General features: G+C 41.0%; 21 protein-coding genes. 10 read left to right on the top strand and 11 right to left on the bottom strand.

What is annotated here, in order from left to right:
- Nucleotides 1-274: 274 nt before the first annotated feature.
- The 9 genes from BWX39_RS06150 to BWX39_RS06105 all read right to left on the bottom strand — a co-directional run bounded on the left by BWX39_RS06150 (nucleotide 275) and on the right by BWX39_RS06105 (nucleotide 9,405).
- Complete coding sequence (locus BWX39_RS06150; RefSeq protein ID WP_028906275.1) at nucleotides 275-742, bottom strand: nucleoside deaminase; 468 nt, start codon at nucleotides 740-742, stop codon at nucleotides 275-277.
- Nucleotides 743-785: 43 nt separating this feature from the next.
- Nucleotides 786-1,439, bottom strand: coding sequence for an HD domain-containing protein (locus BWX39_RS06145; RefSeq protein WP_028906274.1), 654 nt, complete (start codon nucleotides 1,437-1,439; stop codon nucleotides 786-788).
- Between the two features lie 9 nt (nucleotides 1,440-1,448).
- Complete coding sequence (gene menA, locus BWX39_RS06140) at nucleotides 1,449-2,405, bottom strand: 1,4-dihydroxy-2-naphthoate octaprenyltransferase (protein ID WP_028906273.1); 957 nt, start codon at nucleotides 2,403-2,405, stop codon at nucleotides 1,449-1,451.
- A gap of 12 nt (nucleotides 2,406-2,417) precedes the next feature.
- Complete coding sequence (locus BWX39_RS06135; RefSeq protein WP_028906272.1) at nucleotides 2,418-4,793, bottom strand: putative porin; 2,376 nt, start codon at nucleotides 4,791-4,793, stop codon at nucleotides 2,418-2,420.
- Nucleotides 4,790-5,029 carry a hypothetical protein gene (locus BWX39_RS06130; protein WP_028906271.1) on the bottom strand — a complete coding sequence of 80 codons (240 nt, stop codon included), beginning with the start codon at nucleotides 5,027-5,029 and terminating at the stop codon, nucleotides 4,790-4,792. The genes BWX39_RS06135 and BWX39_RS06130 overlap by 4 nt, the downstream gene beginning before the upstream one ends.
- A 556-nt stretch (nucleotides 5,030-5,585) precedes the next feature.
- On the bottom strand, nucleotides 5,586-7,154 hold the full coding sequence (locus BWX39_RS06120; RefSeq protein ID WP_028906270.1) for a peptide chain release factor 3: 1,569 nt from the start codon (nucleotides 7,152-7,154) through the stop codon (nucleotides 5,586-5,588).
- A 41-nt stretch (nucleotides 7,155-7,195) separates the two neighbouring features.
- A complete protein-coding gene (gene rfbD, locus BWX39_RS06115; RefSeq protein ID WP_028906269.1) occupies nucleotides 7,196-8,077 on the bottom strand; it encodes a dTDP-4-dehydrorhamnose reductase in 882 nt (293 codons plus the stop codon).
- A gap of 25 nt (nucleotides 8,078-8,102) precedes the next feature.
- Nucleotides 8,103-8,708 (bottom strand): DUF4924 family protein, encoded by a 606-nt coding sequence (locus tag BWX39_RS06110; protein ID WP_028906268.1) that lies wholly within the window; start codon nucleotides 8,706-8,708, stop codon nucleotides 8,103-8,105.
- A gap of 16 nt (nucleotides 8,709-8,724) precedes the next feature.
- Entirely contained in the window at nucleotides 8,725-9,405 is a 681-nt protein-coding gene (locus BWX39_RS06105) for a LysE family translocator (RefSeq protein ID WP_036860853.1), read from the bottom strand.
- 118 nt (nucleotides 9,406-9,523) lie between these two features.
- Between BWX39_RS06105 and BWX39_RS06100 the strand changes: the two genes are divergently transcribed.
- From BWX39_RS06100 to BWX39_RS06060, 7 genes are all read left to right on the top strand, one after another.
- Complete coding sequence (locus BWX39_RS06100; RefSeq protein WP_172460529.1) at nucleotides 9,524-10,504, top strand: ROK family protein; 981 nt, start codon at nucleotides 9,524-9,526, stop codon at nucleotides 10,502-10,504.
- Nucleotides 10,505-11,086: 582 nt separating this feature from the next.
- On the top strand, nucleotides 11,087-11,398 hold the full coding sequence (locus BWX39_RS06085) for a T9SS type A sorting domain-containing protein (protein WP_024998247.1): 312 nt from the start codon (nucleotides 11,087-11,089) through the stop codon (nucleotides 11,396-11,398).
- 35 nt (nucleotides 11,399-11,433) lie between these two features.
- On the top strand, nucleotides 11,434-11,985 hold the full coding sequence (locus BWX39_RS06080; RefSeq protein ID WP_028906265.1) for an RNA polymerase sigma factor: 552 nt from the start codon (nucleotides 11,434-11,436) through the stop codon (nucleotides 11,983-11,985).
- An 82-nt stretch (nucleotides 11,986-12,067) separates the two neighbouring features.
- A complete protein-coding gene (locus BWX39_RS06075) occupies nucleotides 12,068-12,475 on the top strand; it encodes a hypothetical protein (RefSeq protein WP_036860851.1) in 408 nt (135 codons plus the stop codon).
- 32 nt (nucleotides 12,476-12,507) lie between these two features.
- Nucleotides 12,508-12,924 (top strand): hypothetical protein, encoded by a 417-nt coding sequence (locus BWX39_RS06070; RefSeq protein WP_028906263.1) that lies wholly within the window; start codon nucleotides 12,508-12,510, stop codon nucleotides 12,922-12,924.
- Nucleotides 12,925-12,990: 66 nt separating this feature from the next.
- Entirely contained in the window at nucleotides 12,991-14,508 is a 1,518-nt protein-coding gene (locus BWX39_RS06065) for a glycoside hydrolase family 10 protein (RefSeq protein WP_028906262.1), read from the top strand.
- 324 nt (nucleotides 14,509-14,832) lie between these two features.
- Nucleotides 14,833-16,884, top strand: a complete 2,052-nt coding sequence (locus BWX39_RS06060) for a BspA family leucine-rich repeat surface protein (RefSeq protein ID WP_028906261.1) — start codon at nucleotides 14,833-14,835, stop codon at nucleotides 16,882-16,884.
- A 704-nt stretch (nucleotides 16,885-17,588) separates the two neighbouring features.
- Here the strand turns inward: BWX39_RS06060 and BWX39_RS06045 are convergent.
- On the bottom strand, nucleotides 17,589-18,338 hold the full coding sequence (locus BWX39_RS06045; protein WP_028906260.1) for a nucleoside-specific channel-forming Tsx family protein: 750 nt from the start codon (nucleotides 18,336-18,338) through the stop codon (nucleotides 17,589-17,591).
- 100 nt (nucleotides 18,339-18,438) lie between these two features.
- Here BWX39_RS06045 and trmD point away from each other — a divergent pair, with 100 nt between their 5' ends.
- Complete coding sequence (gene trmD, locus BWX39_RS06040) at nucleotides 18,439-19,113, top strand: tRNA (guanosine(37)-N1)-methyltransferase TrmD (RefSeq protein WP_014710165.1); 675 nt, start codon at nucleotides 18,439-18,441, stop codon at nucleotides 19,111-19,113.
- Nucleotides 19,114-19,115: 2 nt separating this feature from the next.
- Here the strand turns inward: trmD and BWX39_RS06035 are convergent, their stop codons facing one another.
- Nucleotides 19,116-19,991 (bottom strand): patatin-like phospholipase family protein, encoded by an 876-nt coding sequence (locus tag BWX39_RS06035; RefSeq protein WP_028906259.1) that lies wholly within the window; start codon nucleotides 19,989-19,991, stop codon nucleotides 19,116-19,118.
- Nucleotides 19,992-20,079: 88 nt separating this feature from the next.
- Here BWX39_RS06035 and BWX39_RS06030 point away from each other — a divergent pair, with 88 nt between their 5' ends.
- Complete coding sequence (locus BWX39_RS06030) at nucleotides 20,080-21,477, top strand: aminopeptidase P family protein (RefSeq protein WP_028906258.1); 1,398 nt, start codon at nucleotides 20,080-20,082, stop codon at nucleotides 21,475-21,477.
- Between the two features lie 94 nt (nucleotides 21,478-21,571).
- On the top strand, nucleotides 21,572-22,777 hold the full coding sequence (locus BWX39_RS06025) for a C1 family peptidase (RefSeq protein ID WP_028906257.1): 1,206 nt from the start codon (nucleotides 21,572-21,574) through the stop codon (nucleotides 22,775-22,777).

Below are 22,777 nucleotides of genomic sequence, written 5' to 3'. Positions count from 1 at the left end.
GCTTTTATCGTGTAAAACCTACGCTTTTGGAATGCAAAACAATAGGTTTTGTAATGCGTTGATGTATAGATAGTTATGTAATAGTTTCTCTTGTGAAAAATATTTACACCTTTGTTGCTTTCTTTTCGCCATGAACCAACGTTAGTTCGGGGTAATAATTTGCCTGAGATACTTCATCTTTTTTGATTATAAGCATATTCAAAAAGTAGGTGAGCAGACTATTTGACGATTATTATAGTTAGGTGTTTTTATCCGCCAAAGACAGATTCTTTCGTTAATATTCGTTCTTGTCGTCTTTCAAAGTCCACATCTTGAAGGCGTTGATGGCCTCGTTGCGAAGCAATATTTCGGAAGGCTTTTTGCGATATTGTGGCTCAAGGGCTATTTCTTCATAGATGAAATCGTCGTCGAAACCAATTTTTCCTGCATCTTTACGGTCGTTGGCGTAGTAGATTTTATCAAGGTGCGCCCAATAAATAGCCCCGAAACACATTGGACAAGGTTCGCACGAGGTGTAGATTACACAACCAGAAAGGTCGAATGTGCCCAACTTTTGGCATGCGTTGCGTATGGTGCAAACTTCCGCATGGGCAGTAGGGTCGTTGTCAATAGTTACTTTGTTGCTTCCTTCCGCTACAATTTTGCCGTCTTTAGCAATTACGGCTCCGAAAGGACCGCCGCCATTTCGCACGCTATTCTCTGACAGCTCAATGGCTCTGCGCATTAGTTCTTCGTTTGTCATTGTTTTTTTCTTCTTTATAAATTCAGGTCGGTCAGATTATTTTCTATACCTCTTTCTGTTCCGACTTTTTAAATATGTCGTTATATAAATTATCGAAAATCTTCCTTAGTTCGGCTTGTTGCCCCAAGAGTTCACGTATGTATTCTAACTTTTTAGCATTGGGCGAGTTTGCAATCCATAAACGTATGTAGCCCATTCTGCCATACTTTTCGCTGATGTGATTGTAGAAACGCTTCCATTGTTCTTCTTTGTTCTTCTTTGGATAGTTCTCTAATCCGTACAGAACAGTGCGCGAAAAAACAATCTCGGGGTCTAATTCTCGGTCGGCTTCGGCAACAATCTTTCCGTAAATGCTGCGTGGAACACGCGAACTGCTGGCACGATGGTCTTCTACGGCTTCTTTCATGATGCGTATTTGTTCTGGCGAAAACCATTTTTTCAGCCTTGCGTCGGCTGTCAGAATCTTTCCGCTCGTTATGTGGTGAACAGCCCGAGGCCCTTCCATACCAAGGTCGTGATAAGCTGCCGACACATACACCATATTGGAATCGGCACCTGTTGCGGGCACAAGAGCAAGTGCATTCTTGATTACTCGCTGCACATGCCCAATTCCATGCGACTTTCCAAAGGCGTTGTATCGTGGGAGAATTTGTTGTTCTACAAATTCCATAAGGTCTAAATCAACTCTGTTTTCCATCGTTTTAAATCACTTTGTCAGAAGTATTCCTATTGTTGTTAAGAGTCCGTAAACGAACATATTGCGAGCAGTCAGCCCCAAAACCTTGTTCAACTCTTTGCCATACTTTATTCTTTTCATATCTTTCCACGTCCTTGTGTGGAGTAAAAGATAGAAAAATAGCAAGGAAATGCTGAGTATGTTCATTGTGTTGTTGGCAAAAAAGAAGACTATTGCCATAAGCCATACGCCCAGTATGCCTAACCAAAGATAGAGTTGCTCGGCTTTCTTCTCGCCAATGCGCACGATGAGTGTGTATTTGTTGGCTTGCTTATCATTATCACGGTCGCGATAATTGTTCACAACGAGTAAGGTGTCTATTATTAAGCCGCAGGCAACAGAAGCAGTAAATACTTGACACGTAACGGTTTGAACACCTTTGGGCAATATCACGTAATAGGTTAGACAAACTGGTATAATGCCAAAAAAAACAAGTACGAGCAGGTCGCCTAAGCCTAAATACGATAGCTTTGTTGTGTAAAGAAAGCAAAATGCAATGCAAAGCAGTCCGATGATAATCATTTCCCAACCGCCATAGTAAATAAGCGGCAAGCCAACAAGGCAAGCCAAAAGAGTCGTAACGATAAGTCCCTTTCGCATTGCAGGTAGGGTTATCCAACCTTCGCTGCAAGCACGTCGAGGTCCAAGGCGAGTTTCGCTATCGTCGTTTCCTTTCAAACAGTCGAAATAATCGTTTACGAAGTTGGCATCTATTTGCATAATAAACGCAAACAAGATACATAGAATAGCGGGAAGAGCCTGAAAATGCTGCCAACCAACATCAGTAAAAGCAAAAGCTATACCTATCATAATGGGGACACTGGCTCCTGTAAGTGTCTTGGGACGTGCAGCAAGAATCCAAGCGTTAAGCGAATTTACCTTGACGTCTGTTTCCATTCTTGATAGTATATCTTTCTTTTCCGCCATATATCCAACTTGTTAATTGAAGAAGTCCCAACTTATTCCTAATCGTAAAACTCGCTGATTGAGCGGATAGTGGGGCGTGAAGAAGTAGTTGCCACCATCGCCACTATTGATGTGCGACATCATTATGAAGAAGCGCGTGCGCTGTAACTTAAAGTTTGCATAGGCATTGATAATGGGGTAGTTGCCCACCTCTGTTCTGCTTGCTTCAGTTTCTTGTATCCCAAATGAGCCCATTCCCGGAATGTATTCGGGTGCATAATACTTCGTAAAGTATCTGCCATCGACACCAAAGTCGCAGTCTAACACCTTAGCAATTTTGAATCTGATGAACAGATTGCTGTAAATGTTGAGCATTGGAGTAGGGAGGACAGTTTCGTTGCTCGACTTTTGGAACGTAATTAGGTTTTGCCAATTCATTATTCCTAATTTAAAGTCTTGCTGCAATTGAAGTGTAAGCAAACTAATGGCACCGCTATGTTGCCTTACGTTTACTTGATTGTTTTTTACAAGATAATCATTACCGTTTGCCACACGTTCGTTTTGCAAGCCAAAGTAAGTGTAGTTCTTTAATACATCGTATCCTACACACAGCTTTGTCCTTGTCTTTTTCAACGTAAATGCACCTAACAACCGAGAGTGAATTTGCTGGTCAAGGTTGTTGTCCCACCAGAAATGGCGCGAACGGAATGTGTTCATATAGAACGTGGGAGCTGTGCGATGAAGAAATGCCGTAGCAGCAAACTGCACGGTGTCGCCCAATAGCGGGAAGTTAAGGTCTGCATTTCCGTCTATGTGTAGTTGTCCTGCTCTGTCGCCTGCTACCCACGCTTCAGCATTTATATTGTAATGTAAGGTTTTTCCGTTTGCTTTTAGTAGCTGTCCACCCACAGAAATATCGTTTTTATTTATTTTTTCATATCCTCCAAACAATGGATTGGCCGCTGGAGTTGTGGTTGTTGTGAGCAGCATAGGTAGCTCGTAGTGGCGCAGTTCGTGAGAAACAAACGCCTTTAATCCTGTTTTTGCCCACTTGTTAAATCCTTCCAACAGTGCGATGGCAAAGGTATTCTTCAACGCCCAATGTTTGGTTTGGTCGTAAATAGAGTCGCTTGCCGTTGCATTGTTATAGTAATAGTTGTTTGCATAGAATGAATTTGGCGTATCGTAGGCTTGATAAATTCTTCTGAAATTATCGAAACGAGCCGTATGAATAAAACTTGTTACAGGCACATATTCGTCTTTTATCCATTCATTGGCAGCATCGCTGGCAGCTATTTGCTTCTCTTCCAAGCGGTCAATATTGATGGAATCGCGTTGTTCGCCATTCGTTGCCAAAGCGTTTGAAGTTGGATTTTTGTCGATTACTTTTGCATTATCGGGTCTACCTTTCGCCTTTTGGCGTTTGTTAAATTCTTCTTCGTCAAACTCTTCACCATTTTGCTTGGCTTCTTCCATAGCCTTCCTGCGTGCCTTATCTTCTTCCTGGCTTTGCATCGACCTTATGGCAAACTTCTTTGCCTCTATTTCTTCCTTTGTCATAGGCACTTTTCTATAAAAGCCCAAGCTGTATCTGTGGTTGAAAAAGATGTGCTGATTGTCGTTTCTATTCCAGTTTTTTGAAAGAATTGTCGGTATTTCGTTTGTATTAAACGATTCGTTGAATATTTCGGGGTGGGTGATGTATGCATCGTTAGCTATACCTCCATTTTCAGAAACCTTTTGATGGTTGAGCGAAGAAAGAAAGTTTGCTTGATACTTTTCGCCTGTATAAGTGCCCCAAAACGAGTAATTAATGTGCGAAGTGTTTTGATTGCTATAATACCCACGGCCATAAAGATAGTCGAACTTGAATCCAAATCCCCACTTCTTGCCTGCATTAATCGCAAACAATGCCTTGAACTGGTCTTCTCCGTCTGTTCTGTCACCCGCCGTACTGTATGATAAGTTGGTTATAGGAGATAGGGTAGATGTGAAATGGAACTTGGACGGTTTTACGATAAACTTGTCGTATGGTGCCAGAAAGATAAATTCTGAAGGTTCAGCTCTGTCTATGAAAATACGGTTTTGGCGAGGTGAACCTAAATTTCCCAATGAATTATATTCTCCCCGTAAGCCCGTATTAAAGAAAGTGTTCATAAACAGTTCAGACACCGTGTCGGGCTGTGCTGCTGTTCTATCGCCAAAACGCTCATCAATTGTCCATACTTTCAAGCCACGTGGTATTTCTTTGTGTTGGCTCTGTATGGAATCTGATACTCCAAGACTTCTGTTTCCTTGAAAACCATTAGACGTAGATGTGCCATCTCTTGAAACTCTATTAAAGCTTTGTGCGTTAGCAAGTAAAGAGATGATTAACAAATTTATAATCAGATATATGTGTCGCTTCATTGACGGAATAATCGAAGTGCTGCTTCGGTGAATTTAAATACCATTGAAATTAATATAATGATAATTCCAATTGTCTGGTCTGCTAAGGCAAAATATAAAATCACACCAATTACAGCCCCTACCATAAAGATGATATTGAGCCATTGGCGGAGTGCTGAAACTTTGTTTTTATTTTCTCTTAGTGGGCGTCTACGATGGGGTGGACGTGCCAAGCTATTTCCGTTTTCCTCTGTCATAATACCTGTATTTATACTATTCTTTGCCACTAACTTCTGTCTTGCTTGTTGTGCACGAAGAAATGATAGACGCAAAGAATGCCTATTTAAAAGAGTACCTATTTAATTGTTATAACAAATAATTTATAAAGCAAAGTTATAAAAAAATACTTGATTGCAGCTTGCTTATAAAATATTTAACGTTCGTTTTGAGTTTCACTCGCTCACTCTGTTTTTTGAAGCCGTAAGAACAAGGTGGTGATAACTTGTTTTATAGGCGAAAAAAGGCCATACTGATGTAAAAACTTTTCGCAGTAATAACTATCGTTTAACTTGTTCTTTATCAACGTGTTATAAAACCTATTGTTTTGCATTGCAAAAGCGTAGGTTTTGCACGGTAAAAGCGTAGGTTTTGCGTTGTAAAAGAGCCGCTTTCACAACGCCAAAGTGCATTTATCACTTTTTAGAGGAATTATCTTTACAAAATTAAAAATAAATTTCAATGATTTCTTTTAACCGTCAGGCATACCTCAACATACTGCCACGCTTCATTATTTTATATCAAACTCACGTTCTTTTAAAATTCGCTGGTGAAGTGGAATTTAATTTCTTCAAAGTCTTGCTGTGCCATACTGAGCATATAGCCAGAGTCGGCAAGGAAAACATCTCGCCCTTCAATATCTTTTGCCATATACTGGTACTTGCGCTTTTTGAAACTTTCAAGTGCTGTTGAGTCTTCAGCTTCAATCCAACAGGCTTTGTGCAGATGGACAGGTTCCCAACGGCACTTGGCGTTGTATTCGTGTTCCAAGCGATATTGAATAACTTCAAACTGAAGTTGTCCTACTGTTCCAACTATACGACGATTGTTAAACTGATTGACAAATAGCTGTGCCACACCTTCGTTCATAAGCTGTTCCAATCCTTTTTGGAATTGTTTAGCCTTCATTGGGTCGTCGTTTTCAATATATTTGAATAGTTCTGGCGAGAAACTTGGTAGTCCACGGAAGTGCAAATCCTCTCCTTCTGTCAGCGTATCGCCAATTTTAAATACACCTCCCGTATCAGGCAAACCTACAATATCACCTGGATAGGCTTCATCGACCGTGCTTTTGCGCTGTGCCATAAACTGCGTTGGCGACGAAAACCGAAGTGTCTTACCGTTTCTGACGTGGAGATAGGGCTGATTGCGCTCAAATCTTCCTGAGCAAACTTTGCAGAAAGCAATACAACTGCGGTGGTTGGGGTCGATGTTTGCCGTAATTTTAAAGATGAACCCACTGAACTTCTTTTCTTCGGGTTCTACCATTCGTTCCTCTGCCATCGTAGGTTTCGGACTCGGTGCTATGCGAACGAAGCAGTTAAGAAGCTCTTGTACACCAAAGTTATTTAAAGCTGAACCGAAGAATACAGGTGCTACTTCGGCGGCACGATATGTATCAACATCAAATTCGGGATAAACTCCATCAACCAATTCAAGGTCGGCACGCAGCTGTTCGGCAAAGTCGTTGCCCACACGGGTTGCGAGTTCTTCGTCGTCCAGCTTCACTTCTACCGTTTCGGTAACACGCTGCTTGTTTGGTGTAAATAGGTTCAAGTTTTGCTCGAAGATATTATAGACGCCCTTGAAACGCTGACCTTGACCAATCGGCCACGAAAGCGGACGCACACCAATTTGCAGTTCTTCTTCCAATTCGTCGAGTAATTCAAATGGGTCGCGCCCTTCACGGTCCATCTTATTGATGAAGATGATAACTGGTGTATTGCGCATACGACACACCTCCATTAGTTTTCGGGTCTGCGTTTCCACACCTTTTGCCGAGTCTACAACAATGATTGCCGAGTCCACGGCAGTGAGTGTGCGGTATGTATCTTCTGCAAAGTCTTGGTGTCCAGGGGTGTCTAAGATGTTCACCTTATAGCCTTCATAGTCGAACTCCATAACCGACGTGGAAACCGAGATACCACGTTGTTTCTCAATATCCATCCAGTCAGACGTTGCAGTCTTCTTTATCTTGTTGCTTTTAACAGCCCCTGCCACTTGAATTTGCCCACCAAATAAAAGGAACTTCTCGGTAAGTGTCGTCTTACCAGCGTCTGGGTGAGAAATAATGGCAAAGGTTCTTCTGCGTTCTATTTCGTTCATAAGAATATTGTTCGTTGTCTTTTTCGAGCGAAAACTCGTTTTTATACTTCTTTCATCAGGTTCTCCATGCACTTCTTCAAGCTGTCTGCCCAATATGGAACATTTGCGCCAAACGTTTCTTTAATCTTTGTTTTATCGAAAACCGAATAAGCAGGGCGTTTTACAGGCGAGGGGAACTCGTCGCTGTGGCATGGCTGAATGTTGCAAGCAGTGTTGCCAGCGAGTTCTGCAATCTTCTTTGCGAAGTCGTACCAGCTGCAAACTCCCTCGTTCGAAAAGTGGTAAATGCCTGTATTGCCTTCGTACTTCCTGTTCTCAACAATATCAAAAATGGCATTAGCCAAGTCTACTGCATATGTTGGCGTGCCACATTGGTCGAACACAACCTTTAGTTCGGGCTTCGTAGCAGTAAGATTCATCATTGTCTTTACAAAGTTTTTGCCAAATTCTCCATAAAGCCAAGCTGTTCTTATAATGATATATTTGCCCCCAATAGCTTGTATTTTCTCTTCTCCGTGTAGCTTTGTCAATCCGTAAACACCTGTTGGTGTGCCTTTTTGGTCTTCTTTGCACGGCGTGTTATAAGGGTCTCCGCCGAAGACATAGTCCGTACTGACGTGAACCAACAATCCGTTTACCTCCTTCATAGCCTTTGCAAGGTTCTCGGGAGCTGTAGCATTTAAGGTTTCCACAATATCGCCAGCAGTTTCAGCAGCATCTACATTTGTCCACGCGGCACAGTTTATAATACATTCTATATTGTGTTCTTTCACAGTTTTACCTATGTCTTCAAGGTTTGTAATATCAAGTTTCTGATAACCCTCGCATACATCTGTAAAGATATAGTTGTCTTTGCTCTGTCTTGCCACCAACTGAATGGTGTTGCCCAACATACCGTTTGCGCCTGTTACTAATATGTTCATATCTTCTTTAAGTACTTGTCCTTTCTTAATCTTCAAACTGCAATCCTTCGGTTTTGTCCTTTTGATAGTAGTCTGAAAGCATACCAATCAGCGTTGTTATCTCTTTTACGGCAGTTTCGGTCTCTCTGCTGATTTCTTTTTTCTGCAATCGAAGCATCATCACACCGTAGAGGACATCGAAGCACGTTTCCACTTCGCTGTGCCCAAGATTGGCTGCAATCTCTTTCAAGTTTGCCTCGTTCTTGCGTGCCATTCTATCTGCAACTTGCTTTGTCTTGCCACGAAGCTCCACGATGAAAGGCAGAACACGATAATATTCAGCCGAATAGAAGGGGAATTTAGAAGAAGCAAGCAGTTGTGTATGAAGTTCTGTAAGAGCCTGCATTACGACTTTGTTTATCTGTAAATGCCCACTCTCTCGGCAACCTTCCTGATTCATCATTCTTACCAAGTCGCCAAACCAGTCTTCTTCTTCCTCTTTCTGTTCGTCGGTATAATCAAATTTGTCTATATATTCTTTACGAATCCTTGTCAGCGAGCAACCGTAGACACGTATAATGTCTTCGATTTGCCACATATAAAGCAAGTATTCAGCAATACTTTTCTTTCTTAATTCCTTAGCAACAAACATATATGATATGTCTTTATTAGTAATAAGAAGGCAAGTGATAAAGATTAAACACTGTACCTATCAACACGATGAGCGAGAAAATAATAACCACCGAACCAATGATTCTGTTGATTATCAAGATTCCGTTCATATTGAATATATCGTGAACTTTGTTTATAAGCCACGTCAAGCCATACCACCAAAGCAATGCTCCTAACGGTATAGAGGCTAATCCGATGCTCATTTCAACAGGGCGAGAGGGCTGAATAAAGGCAAATTGTGCAAAGGTTGCAATGAATAGGAACATTATCATTGGATTGGAAAAAGTAACAAGGAATGCCGTCAGACCGTTGTGAAACAGTGTTCCTTTTGTTTTTCCACTCTGATGCATCTTCTTGGTAGGGTCTGACATAAAGCAGTAAACGCCGAAAAGCAGCAGAATGATACTTCCTGAAATCTGCAAAATAAACTGATTGGCAGGGTTTTGCAGTGGCTCCATAATAAAACTCATACCGAAGCCCACTATCAAAGCATAGATAATATCGCTGATAGCAGCTCCAACACCCGTTATAAAACCGTACCACCGCCCTTTGTTCAATGTTCTCTGAATACACAAAATACCTACGGGTCCCATTGGCGCTGAGGCAATGACACCTATCAATATACCTTTAAAGACGAAGTCAAGTATATCTAACTGGATTGGAAAAGGCATGTTCATAATTTGAATGCAAAATTGCAAAAATTATATGAAATAAGCAAATTTACTCGCTAAAAGTTTGCTATATTCGGCTTTTTTCATAACTTTGCCTTTAGAATTAAACAATAATACAAGTAAAATGATAGAAGAACAAGAGCTTAAATCATTCGTTATAGGATTGGATTTGGGAGGCACGAACTCTGTTTTCGGAATAGTAGACCAACGTGGTCAGGTACTTGCAACCACATCAATAAAAACTCAAAGTTATAAAACTGTTGAGGATTTTGTAGATGCAGGCATTGAAGTACTGAAGCCAATCATTGCCAAAGTAGGTGGAATCAGCCAGATTAAGGCAATGGGAATAGGTGCGCCTAATGGCAATTTCTATCGCGGAACTATCGAGAATGCTGCAAACTTAGTTTGGGCACACGATAGCGTTGTGCCATTGGCAGATATGTTTTCAAAGCGTTTAAACATACCTGTAGGTCTTACCAACGATGCCAACGCTGCAGCAATAGGCGAAATGCAGTATGGTGTAGCAAGGGGTATGAAAGACTTTATTATGATTACTCTTGGCACGGGCGTTGGTTCTGGTATTGTTGTGAACGGACAAATGGTTTACGGTTCTGACGGTTTTGCGGGCGAACTCGGACACGTTATAATGGTACGTGGCGAAGAAGGTCGTTCTTGTGGTTGTGGCAGAAAGGGCTGCTTGGAGGCTTATTGCTCGGCTACGGGTGTAGCACGTACGGCTCGCGAGTTCTTGCAGAAGACGAAAGAACCATCGTTGCTTCGTGATATAAATCCTGAAGAAATAACATCGCTCGATGTGTCGATTGCTGCAGGAAAGGGCGACAAGATGGCATTGGATATATTTGCCTTTACAGGCGACATGCTTGGAGCTGCTTGTGCTGACTTTGCAAATTTCTCTTCGCCAGAGGCTTTCGTATTCTTTGGCGGTTTAACAAAGGCTGGCGACTTGCTTATGAATCCTATCAAGGCTGCTTATGCAAAGTATGTGTTGCCTACTTACAGAGACAATGTGAAGTTCCTTGTAAGCTCGCTCGACGATGCTGCTGCTGCCGTTTTGGGCGCATCGGCAATTGGTTGGGAAATATAATCAGAATATATAAGTAACATTGCGAAATTGCTACAAAGGCGTTGTACTTTTGGTGCAACGCCTTTTCTTTTTAAGTACAGGCTATTTTAAGGACAAGTTAGATAGGGTTATTGTTTAACTTTTCAGAATGGAAACAACCTTCTTAAAACTACTGTCTCGCTTCTTTGAAATACCCATTTATAAGCAGAAAACAGTTGATAAGCGTGTAAATATTTTTTGCAAGTGTTTCTGTTGTGTAATAGTTTCATTATCAATGTGTTATAAAACCTATTGTTTTACATTCTAAAAGCGGCTCTTTTGCACGGTAAAAGCGTAGGTTTTGCAGCGCAAAAGAGCCGCTTTCGCAATGCCAAAACGCAATTGCTACTTTTTAACAGAATTATCTTTACAAAACAAGAGCGTTTTGAACACTATCTTGCCAATAATGAAAAGAAATCCGTTCCCACAATGAGATTCCTGCTGCTATCTTGTTTTGCGCTCTGTTTTTGATGTTTAATAAATATTAAATCCCAATTAAGTTAGCTAAAAAAACTATTTTTTGAAATAAAATTATTATCTTTGCATATCAAAGATATAATGCGTATGAATAAAAAAATATATACTTTTCTGTTAGCTATAACCCTTTTAGGTTTTGCATTGCCGACAACAGTTAAAGCTCACACCTCGTTGGAGATGATTGAGCAAGACGTTCATAACGTTTCTATTTCTGTTTACGGTTCTGTCCTTCGCATTGAAGGAGCAAACGATGAGATGTTGCAGATTTACAATGTAACGGGTGTATGCGTTATGAGCATTAGAATAGATGGGCAAGATAAACGCTACAACCTTAATCTGCCAAAAGGCTGTTATATTGTAAAAGTAGGGAAAGTGGTTCGTAAAATTTCAATACGATAACTCTACTATATCATTGACAATCTCCCTCCTCTGTCGTGCATCGAATAGAAGAAGCTGAACTCTTAAAAGCATTAGCAGAACCTAAAACACGCAATAAGGCATTTGCCCTATTGGTAAACGAATATAGTAAACCTTTGTATTGGAAGATACGAAGCTTTGTTTTGTTGCATAACGATGCAGACGATGTCCTGCAAAACACTTTCTTAAAAGCATGGAAAAACATAGAAAGCTTTGAAGGGAAATCGAAAATATCTACGTGGCTGTATCGTATTGCTATCAATGAGTCTTTAGATTTCTTGAGAAACAAGAAAGAAATAGTTGCTATCAGTTCTGATAATGCTGATAATGGCGTTGCCAATACGCTTTTAGCAGATAGCTATTTCGATGGAAACAAAGGACAGGCTGTATTGCAAGAGGCTATTTCTGCTTTACCCGAAGTTCAGCGTACCGTCTTTATTATGAAGTATTACGACGAACTGAAATACTCGGAAATACATGAAATTCTTGGTACGAGCGAAGGGGCTTTAAAGGCATCTTACCACATTGCAGTAAATAAAATATCGCAATATATAAAAGAACACGAATAAATTTCTGAGTTCAAGTTAAACCATAGCTTTGTATTTGTGTCAAACTATCAGTAACAAGCTAAAGTAAAGAATATTAATTGTAATGGAGTTAGAAGAACAATTACTTTCAGAATTTGGAGACAGACGACCATTTAAGTCGCCTGAGGGCTACTTCGACAATTTAGAAGCGCGAATTATGTCGCAAATAACTGCAAAGGAAACTGAAGCCAACGAAGAAACACAGATTAGTAAAAAAGGCAATACAATCTCTTTCAAACGATTGCGCCCATTGATGATAGCAGCTTCTTTTATCGGGTTAATTGTTATTGGCGTAATAATAATGCATTTCTTTCAAGACAATGAACAGCTACAACAAAACAACAATATTGCAGCTACCCCGACCGCTACAACCGCTAAAGAGAAATCTGCGGATACCGAATACTTAGATGAAGCGGTTGAATATATGATGCTTGATAAAGACGATGTGTATGCTTATCTGGCTGATAATTAATTAATAGGACTAACTTGCGCAAAACACTGATAATGAAAAGAGTATTAATTGTTATTATAGCTTTTGTTAGTGCAATAAATTTGTTTGCACAACACAAGTTCGACCCTGAGAAGTTTAAGGCAGAGTTGCATCAATATATTGTAAGTTCAGCAAAGCTAACCGAACAAGAATCAGCAAAGCTTTTGCCGATTTACGATGAGATGATGACCAAACAGCGTGCGATTCACGACCAATTACGCAAATTGCAAAGTAGCAATCCTGGAAATAATAAAGGTGCTAAAAAAGCTATATTGGAGATAGACGATTTGCACATACAGATGAAACAAATAGAGAAAAACTACCATATAAAGATGTTGAATGTAGTTTCTGCAATGAAACTGAGTGAGGTTTTGAAAGCTGAACGACACTTCCATCGGAAATATTTCCGCAATGCTGCGAAGAAAAGGTAGCCGATTCTATTCAATAGTAATAATAAAATTCATTAATCCATTTAGATTTAATACATAAGATTTACAATGAAATTATATCGTTTGCAATTTGTAAAAGCAGCTTTAATCTTGTTTTTACTATTTACAAGCAGTTATTCTTTTTCTGCAAACTCTCCTAAGAAGCGTCAGTTCAGAGGCGCATGGATTCAGTGTGTCAATGGTCAGTTCCAAGCTATTGGAACCGAACGAATGCAGCAAACACTTATTTCGCAACTCAACAAGTTGCAGCAGATGGGTGTCAATGCCATTATATTTCAGGTTCGTGCCGAGTGCGATGCACTCTATCCCAGCAAGTATGAGCCGTGGAGTAAGTTTCTGACGGGCAAGCAAGGAACAGCTCCAATGCCGTATTGGGACCCTTTGCAATGGATGATAGAGCAGTGTCATAAACGTGGAATGGAACTCCATGCATGGATAAACCCTTATCGTGCGAAGACAAAGAATACCACGCAACTTGCTTCAAACCACATTGCAGTTCAACATCCTGAACGGGTTTTCGACTACGATGGGCTTAAAATCCTTAATCCAGGTATTCCTGAAAACAGGAATTACATTTGCAACATCGTAACGGATATTCTGCAACGATATGATGTAGATGGTTTGCATATCGACGATTATTTCTATCCTTATCCTGCTGCGGGACAACGCATTCCCGACTTGAAGGAGTTTAGCCTTTATGGAGGTGGCTTTGGTCGCATTCAAGACTGGCGTCGCGACAATGTCGATATGTTCATAAAGCAACTTGGCGAAACCATTCATAGAGTGAAACCTTGGGTCAAATTCGGTGTGTCGCCCTTTGGAATTTATAGGAATGAGAAGAGTGCACCAAACATTGGTAGCAAAACCAACGGACTGCAAAACTACGATGACCTTTATGCCGATGTATTGAAATGGGTGAATAATGGTTGGGTGGACTATTGCGTTCCACAGATTTATTGGGAAATAGGAAATAAAGCAGCCGACTATGAAGAACTAATTACGTGGTGGAACCGTTATGCAGGAAATCGTCCGCTATATATTGGCGAGGACGTCTTGCGAACCGTAAAGCACGCTGACCCACAAAATCCAAGCTCACATCAATTACCTGCAAAGCATCGTTTGCACGAAAGGTCAGCGAACGTACAAGGTGCGGTTTTATGGTATGCAGCTTCGGTTGTCGATAACCCAGGTAATTATGCAAAAATGCTTCAAGCCAATTATTGGCGTTATCCAGCTTTGCAGCCCTTGATGCCTTTCATTGACGACGAAGCACCTAAGAAACCACGTTCTCTGAAAGTAAGTTGGTCGGAAGAAGGGTGCATATTACATTGGAAAGCTCCTAAGGGAAAAGGTTGGAAAGACGAAGCACATAAGTATGTTGTTTATAGATTTGCTCCCGGCGAATATATCGATGTAGAGAACCCATCGAAGATTGTAGCCATAACTTATCAGCCCGCATTGAGGCTGAATTATAATGGTGGCGATACAAAATATACTTATATAGTAACCGCACTCGACCGTATGGGGAACGAAAGTACAGGGAAGAAGAAGAAAGTGAAACTCTAATTGAAAATGCAATAATTGAAGTTTTCTTGCTTAATCCCTTGCAACTTTCAAAGAAAAGGTTTATATTTGCAACCAAATAATAAACAATCGTTCAAACCAATAAGAATAAATAATGGTGAAAGAACCAACGGAATTATTTCCGACTAAAACATCTACTGAAGGTTCTGCCAGTATCTCTGCAACATGGAGATAAAGGTGGAGCTTTCTGCATAGTTACCAAAGATATTGAAAAAACATAGTTAATAATTAATAACCCTAACGCCCCAGTCTCGGTAAGGCGTTCCCCCTCTGAGATAAGGGAGTCAAGGAGAGACACTTGAAACAATGAAAAACAATCTATTCAAGAAGATGTATGCAGCCCTTGTCGCGCTGTTTATCGCAATGTTTGCTTTACCACAGCAGGCACAGGCGCAAACGAAAGAAGCCTATGTTGAGAAGAACCTCGACACCAAGACTATTACTTTCTATTATGATGCAGAGAAGTCAAGTCGAAAAGGTATCGTTTATGGTATTAATGAAAAGCAGACGCTGGCAAGTGATATTGAAATTCCAGCGTGGGCGGCAAATTCTCAGAGCGAAGAGAAGACTACCACAGCTATATTCGATGCATCGTTCAAGGAGTATCGCCCAACAACTACTGACTACTGGTTTAACTATTATTTGGTTCTGAAGGAAATTAAGGGTATGGAGAATCTTAATACTTCTGAAGTAACCAATATGTCTCATATGTTTAATCATTGCGACGCTCTTCCTTCAATCGACCTTTCTAATTTCAATACAGCAAAGGTTACCAACATGAACTCTATGTTCTCTGAATGTGCTGCTCTCACTTCGCTCAACCTTTCTAAGTTCAACACAGAGAATGTAACCGATATGGGGTCAATGTTCAATTTCTGCTCTGGATTTACCACGCTTGACCTCTCTAACTTCAATACAGCGAAAGTAACCGATATGCGCGCAATGTTCTTCTGCTGTACAGGACTTACCTCGCTTGATATCTCTAACTTCAATACAGCGAACGTAACCGATATGAGCGTAATGTTCTTTTATTGCAAAGCTCTTAACTCACTCGAACTTCCAAACTTCAATACAGAGAAGGTTTCCAATATGAAAGCAATGTTCTCTGGTTGTAGTGCACTTAAGTCTCTTGACCTTTCTAAGTTCAACACAGCGAACGTTACCAATATGAATGGTATGTTTGCAAGCTGTACTGCGCTTACTTCTCTTGACCTTTCTAAGTTCAACACAGCGAACGTAACGGATATGAACGGTATGTTTGCCAACTGCTCTGCGCTTACTTCGCTCGATCTTTCTAAGTTCAACACAGCGAACGTAACGGATATGGCTTCTATGTTCTCTTCTTGCTCTGAGCTTGTTACACTCGATGTCTCAAATTTCAATACAGAGAAGGTTACTACTATGTACGGAATGTTTGCAAACGACAAAGCTCTTCTCGCACTTGACCTTTCAAGCTTTAAAACTCCAGAAGTAACTATTATGAAGGGAATGTTCTCTGGTTGTACAGGTCTTACCACGCTCAACGTTTCAAACTTCGATACAGAAAAAGTAACCGATATGTATGGAATGTTCTACTCTTGCGAGGCTCTTACCACATTGAATCTTTCGCACTTCAACACCGAGAACGTAACCAATATGAGCGCAATGTTTGCATATTGTAAAGCACTTAATGAGCTTAAAATGCCAAACTTCAATACAAAGAACGTAACCAATATGTCTTTCTTGTTCTTCTATTGCTCTGAATTGCCTTCAATCGACCTTTCAGGTTTCAACACAGCGAACGTAACCGATATGGGTGCAATGTTCAAGTATTGTGCTAAAGTAGAATCGCTCGACATCTCTAAGTTCAATACAGAAAAGGTAACCAATATGCGTGGAATGTTCTCAGGTTGCAGAAAGATTACCACACTCGACTTTTCAAACTTCAACACCGATAACGTAACCAATACGAACACAATGTTCTTCTCTTGCGACGCCATTACCTCGCTCGACCTTTCAAACTTCAAGTTGGAGAAGGTTACCGATATGAGCGCAATGTTCTCTTTCTGCGAGGAAATGACTACTATCTATTGCAACCATACTTGGAAAGCTGAACAATCGGAAAATATGTTTGCTTACTGCTCTAAACTCAAGGGCGCAGTGGAATACAACGAATTTAAGTTGGACGTTAAAATGGCAAACCCAGAAACAGGATACTTCACAAAGAAGAATGTTTCTGGAATTTCTCAGACAGGTGTTGCTACCGATGCAACAGTTGTAGCTATCTACTCTCTCGACGGCAAGAAGCTGACAGAGTTGCAAAGTGGTGTGAACATTGTTCGTATGAGCGATGGAACAACACATAAAGTAATGAAGTAAGAAGCGAGAACACGTAACGAAACAACGCCATTTACCGCAATGGAGTTACTGTATCAGTGATATAAGGTAGGTTGCGGCAAATGGAATAATAAAGTTACAGCAACACTACTTGCCCAATAGCAGTTTCAACGGTGATGACCATGGGGAAACGAAAGGGTGGGAGAATGTTGGAAACAATAAAGAAGTCGTTTTGGCAGAAAGTGCCAAGACGGCTTTTTTGTTTGCATCAGAAAGAATTGGTGTTCGCCAAAGAAGACCTTTTAATGCTGCAAAACTGGATTCAGTAGGAATTTGTTTGAGGAACAATTTTGCTTTTCCTTGCTGAAGAAAGTTGCTGAAAACAGCTTTGTTTTTGTAAAGATAATTCTGTTAAAAAGTAGCAATTGCGTTTTGGCATTGCGAAAGCGGCTCTTTTGCGCTGCAAAACCTACGCTTTTACCGTGCAAAAGAGCCACTTTTGGAATGCAAAACAATAGGTTTTATAATACGTTGATAACAAGGTTGTTAGATAATAGTTGGGTTTGCGATAATTCTTTACACTTTTATGCTTCACTTTCCGTTTATAAAAAAGTAGTGAAAGCAAATAGGATAACTATTTAACGAATACTAAAAGGGCTGAGTTCCTTGAAAGGAACTCAGCCCAAATTCTATCTGAGGCAAACAGATTTAACAGATAGAAAATAGTTGAAGAAGTGAATAGGGAATTAGAATGTCCACTTTGCAGCAATAGTAGGAATAGCGTAGAACTTATTGTTCTTGCCTTTATTGTTCCAAACAAAATTATTGCTGATTTCTACTTCAGTACCCAACGAAAGGTTTACGCCGTTCATACCCTTCAGCGTATTTAGGTTAAACCAAAATTGTGGTTCAGACAACAAGATGAGTTTGCCGCTGACATTGGGGTCGTACCATAAGTCGCAGAAACCACTGAAAGTACACAAACCCTTGGCAAAGTTCAAGCCCCATACTTCAGTAAGTTGGAAACCGCTGAATGGGTGTGCGCCGAGGTGCTTGTTCTTGAAAGTGTACTTATACATCAGTTGCACGCTGAAAGTCTTTGAAAAATCCTTGTTCGCCCAGTTCCAAGCACCACCAGCGAGTGCAGCGTGCTGGAAACGGCTGCCATAGTAGCCCACTGGAAGTTCGCCTGTAGTTGCTCCACCATTATATTCTATGTGGGCTGCCCAACGCTTATTCTTAGAAACTGCAAATTCTCGGGCAATTTCCCAATAAGCACCAACTACTCCGTCGTTTTTATAATCAATATCGGTGAAAAGGAAAGTCGAACCCCATTTGTCGGGTTTAAACATTTCTACAGTGGTTGTAACGGCAGGGCGACCCTTTAAATCGTCTGAAAGATTATGACCAAGGTCGTAGTGCAATTGCACGTTTTGTGCCTGAACACTTGTAAAAGCTGCCATAAAAGTAATGGCGAGGGAAAAGATTTTTTTCATAAGTATTTTAAATTTGCATTAGAATTTGCCTGCAAAGTTACAAAAAAAACTTAATGCTTGTACCTTTTATTGGAAATATTGGTAACTTTGTACTTACAATATGAGAATAGATATAATTACAGTATTGCCCGAAATGCTTGAAGGCTTTGTTCACGAAAGCATTTTGGCACGAGCAGAAAAGAAAGGTTTAGCAGAAGTGCGATTGCACAATCTCCGCGACTACAGCCAAGACAAGTGGCATCGCGTAGACGATTATCCCTTTGGCGGACAAGCGGGAATGGTTATGCAGATAGAACCTATAGACCGTTGTATCAGTGCTTTGAAGGCAGAGCGGGAATACGATGAAGTGATATTTACATCGCCCGATGGAGAGCAATTCAACCAGAAAATGGCAAATGACCTGTCTTTGGGCGGCAATCTTATAATACTGGCAGGACACTATAAAGGAGTAGACCAACGAGTAAGAGACCACCTGATAACAAAAGAAATATCGATAGGCGACTTTGTGCTTACAGGTGGCGAGCTACCGGCAGCCATTATTGCCGATGCTGTGGTACGTATCATACCGGGCGTAATCGGCGATGAGCAAAGTGCATTGTCCGATTGTTTCCAAGACAATATGCTTTCTGCACCTATCTATACCCGTCCACGAAACTATAAAGGGTGGGAGGTGCCTGAGATATTGTTGAGCGGACACGAAGCAAAAATCAATCAGTGGGAGTTCGACCAAGCAATGGAAAGAACAAAACGCTTGCGTCCCGACTTGTTGAAGTAGTTTTATTTAGTAATCAAGCCATTGGAGGTTATAGACTTGCAAAAGTCTTCGCCAATATCAAATCCTTCTTTGTAGAAAGCTTCCAACTTCTCTACGTCTTTCTCCATTCTTCCCACTTCAACAGGCTTAACGGGGCGCAATACTTTTATTTCGCCTCGTTCTTCGTATTCGTCAATCATTTCCAATTGCCGATTATAGGCTTCTATTCTGTGGCTTAACGCAACACGCAAGCGCGGATAGTTCTTGTAAATAAACTTTGGAATCTTTAAATCCGTTCCCGTATTGCGCCAACCCTTGTTGCGTGTGCAAACAACAACATTCTTGTTGTGCCCCGTTGCTATGGCACGCATAAGCGGAATGGAATCTACTATACCACCATCAAGCATAGGAACGCCGTCTATGTCCACTATTTTGGTAACGTATGGCAAGCTACTTGATGCAAGAGCAATTTCATTGAGCCTATGTCTGTTGCCACTGCACTCTTGCAAATACTCGCTTTTGCCTGTTTCGCAATTGGTGGTAACCATTTCAAACGTATAGCCTAAGCTTGTTTTCTCGAAATAAGTGTCGTAGTCGTAAGGGATAATCTCGTAGGGAAAACGCTTGTAAAGAAGTTCTGGGTCGAAGATACAGCCTTGCGTAACAAGGTGTCGGAAGCCTATATAGTCGTACTTTGCAAGCAAATCAATGTTCGAAACCCTTGCCCTGCGTGGTTGTCGGCTCATATACGAAAGTCCGTTGCCAGCTCCGGCAGAAACTGCAACAATATACTTGAAGTAGAGGTCGTGTTTCATAAATGCGTCCAAAACGCCAGAGGTAAATACTCCTCGCATTCCCCCACCTTCCAATACTAATCCTGTGTTTATATCGATTTCCATTAAAAAACTTAATAAAAACAGTGCAAAGTTACTGAATTTATGGGAATTTTTATTATCTTTGCAGCTAAACTAATATATGAAAGCAAATATGTTTAATAAAGAAACGTACATAGCCCGCCGCGCCGAGCTTAAAAAGCTTGTGAAAGACGGCATTATTCTCTTGTTTGGCAACAACGAGTCTCCAGTTAATTCACCAGCGAATGGGTATTCACCTTTCCGCCAAGATTCATCGTTCCTGTACTATTTCGGTCAGCAGCGTGATGGTCTTGTTGGCGTTATCGACGTCAATGAAGACAAAGAAATGCTGATAGGAAATGACATTGACATCGAAGACATCGTATGGTTTGGAAGTGTTGATGCTGTCAGCGACCTTGCTGCTCAGGTAGGAGTTGTCAATTCTGCACCTATGAGCGAATTGCAGAATATCTGCGACAAGGCAAAGGCATCTAACAGAAAAATACATTTCTTGCCTCCTTATCGTGCTGATATTAAGATTCAGATTAGCGATTTGCTCGGCATTCATCCTAATAAGCAGAAAGAAGAAGGAAGTCTTGAACTTATCAATGCAGTTGTTAAGATGCGTTCTGTAAAGACTGCAGAAGAAATAGAAGAGCTTGAACGTGCTGCTGTCATAGGTTACAAGATGCACACGACAGCAATGCGCATCACAAAGCCAGGACTTACAGAGAAGTTTGTAGCAGGTCAGATAGAAGGTATTGCCAATTCTTATGGCTCAATGGTGTCTTTCCCTATCATCTTCTCACAGCATGGCGAAATCATGCACGGTAATCCTTCAATGGCAGAATTGGAAGATGGCAGACTCGTATTGTGCGACTGTGGTGGAGAAACAATGAGCCACTATTGCTCTGACAATACACGAACATTCCCTATAAATGGCAAGTTCACCCAGCGTCAGCTTGATATATATAATGTAGTAGTAGAAGCACACGATGCAGCTCTTGAGTTATCAAAACCAGGAGTTAAGTATGCTGACGTGCACTTTGCTGTTTGCCGTATCATCTTTGAGCGCATGAAGGAGCTTGGATTAGCAAAAGGCGACACCGATGCAGCTGTTGCAGCAGGTGCTCACGCTATGTTCTTGCCTCACGGTTTGGGACATATGATGGGACTCGATGTTCACGATATGGAAGCACTTGGTCAGATTCACGTAGGTTTCGACGAAGAAACTCGTCCTAACCTCGAACAGTTCGGAACAAACTGCTTGCGTATGGGACGCCGTTTGCAGGAAGGTTTTGTTGTAACTGACGAACCAGGCATCTACTTTATCCCTGCTCTTATCGATGAATGGCGTGCCAAGAAGCATTGTGCAGAGTTCTTGAACTTTGATAAACTTGATACCTATAAGGACTTTGGCGGTATTCGTATAGAAGACGATATACTTATCACAGCCGACGGTTGCCGCTTCATCGGTAAAGAACTCATTCCTTATCACGCAAAGGATATAGAAGCATTTATGAATGCTTAATACAGAAATAAAGAGAATAACATCAATATTATTAACAACTTAAATTTTTAAAGAGAGCCAGAGTACAAACTAAACTGGCAAGCATTTTAGAATTATGAAAAAAATTTTAGTGCTCGCACTTTTTGCTGTTATTGCAGCTGGTGCCAACGCAACTCCTAAGAAGGAAGCAAAGAAAGTAGACAACAGTCCTGTCTTCACAGTGATTAAGAAAAATCCAATCACAAGCATCAAGAACCAAAACCGTTCAGGTACGTGTTGGGATTATTCTACATTGAGTTATTTTGAAGCAGAAATCCTGAAAGCAACGGGTAAGACTTACGACCTTTGCGAGAGCTTTGTTGCAAACAAAACTTATATGGATCGTGCCATTCAGGTAGTTCGTATGCATGGTGATGCTCAATTCGCTCAAGGCGGTTCTTGCTACGACCCTCTCTATTGTCTTGAAAACTATGGTATCTGCCCAGAAGGTGCAATGCCTTTCCCTGGTTCTTTGACAGGTGATTCATTATTCAACTTCAATGAGTTCTTCTCTTTGATGGAACCATACGTAAATGCAATAGCAAGAAATAAGGCAAGCAAAATCTCTAACCAATGGAAGGTGGGACTTCAAGGCATCATCGATGCTTACCTCGGTAAGTGCCCAGAGTCTTTCACATACGAAGGTAAGACATATACTCCGAAGCAGTTTGCTGCAAGCCTCGGCTTGAATTGGAGCGACTATGTAACCGTTACTTCTTATACACACCACCCATTCTATACTTCATTTGCAGTAGAAGTACAAGACAACTGGCGTTTGCCATTGTCTCACAACGTACCTATGGACGAAATGATGAAGATTATCGACAACGCAGTGATGAACGGTTACTGTGTAGCATGGGGTGGCGACGTTAGCGAACCAGGCTTCACACGCGACGGTCTTGCATACATGGTAGACGGCAATAAGGTTCAGAGCCTCCAAGGTAGTGATATGGCACGTTGGTTGGGTCTTTCTCCTGCAAAGCAGCGTAGCCTCATCGATGAACTTGGTGCAAAGGTTCCAGAAATTACTCCTACACAGGAAATGCGTCAAGAGCGTTACGATACTTGGGAACTTACCGATGACCACGGTATGCTTATCTTCGGTATTGCTAAAGACCAATTCGGCAAAGAGTACTACATGGTTAAGAACTCATGGGGCGAAACAGGCAAGTACAAAGGCATTTGGTATATGACCAAGGACTTCATTGCTGCAAATACAATGGACTACATGGTTAATAAGAATGCCATTCCTTCAGATATTCGCGCAAAAATGGGTTTGTAA

This window comes from Prevotella intermedia ATCC 25611 = DSM 20706 (assembly GCF_001953955.1).
In the GTDB taxonomy this organism is placed as follows: Bacteria; Bacteroidota; Bacteroidia; order Bacteroidales; family Bacteroidaceae; genus Prevotella; species Prevotella intermedia.
The sequence above is the reverse complement of the archived record's forward strand: the minus strand, read 5'-3'. Positions and strand labels throughout refer to the sequence as shown.